Annotated in this window: 1 protein-coding gene; it reads left to right on the top strand. The window is 46.2% G+C overall.

Annotated features, from left to right (window positions below; all coding sequences use genetic code 11):
- Positions 1–458 (top strand): Hpt domain-containing protein (locus ACFQEU_RS17895; RefSeq protein ID WP_379784354.1); only part of this gene is annotated, 458 nt, incomplete at its 5' end.
- Positions 459–537: the final 79 nt, after the last annotated feature.

Raw genomic sequence — 537 nt, 5'->3', positions numbered from 1 at the left:
AACCCATCGATAGCCTACTACTAACCCGCACTTTGGTGCGTTGGGCAGATGGCAAAGGAAGCAAGACAAGGATTGAAGCAAGGATTAATAAAGAACCCACTACGGATGAACCCACTTGGGATATCAACACCGCATTAAAACGGGTCAAAGGCCGCCGTGATCGCTTGGCCACACTCCTTGGTATGTTTCAAAAAAGTACCCCAGAAATGTTGCATAAGTTAAAAGAGTCGGCAGAGTGTAATGACAGGAAAAATATTGAAGCCCATGCCCATGCTTTGAAAGGCACATCGGGCAACCTTGCTTTTATGCGACTATATCAAGCCTGTATCACACTAGAAGTCATGCCCGCAGAAACGTCGCTAGACGCGCTGATCGCCCAAGTAGATAACATCGAAGCAGCATACAAAGATACGCAAATACTGATCATGGACTTTTTAACAAACAACAAAGAGAGCTAACCTAGCCAATCAATATTGCTCGACGACACAAGCGTGGAAGAACTCCTGTAGCGTCTTCCACGCCGTACATTAACCCAGC

The organism is Halorubrum tibetense (assembly GCF_042661865.1).
In the GTDB taxonomy this organism is placed as follows: Archaea; Halobacteriota; Halobacteria; order Halobacteriales; family Haloferacaceae; genus Halorubrum; species Halorubrum tibetense.
This window is presented reverse-complemented; position numbering and strand designations above follow the sequence as displayed.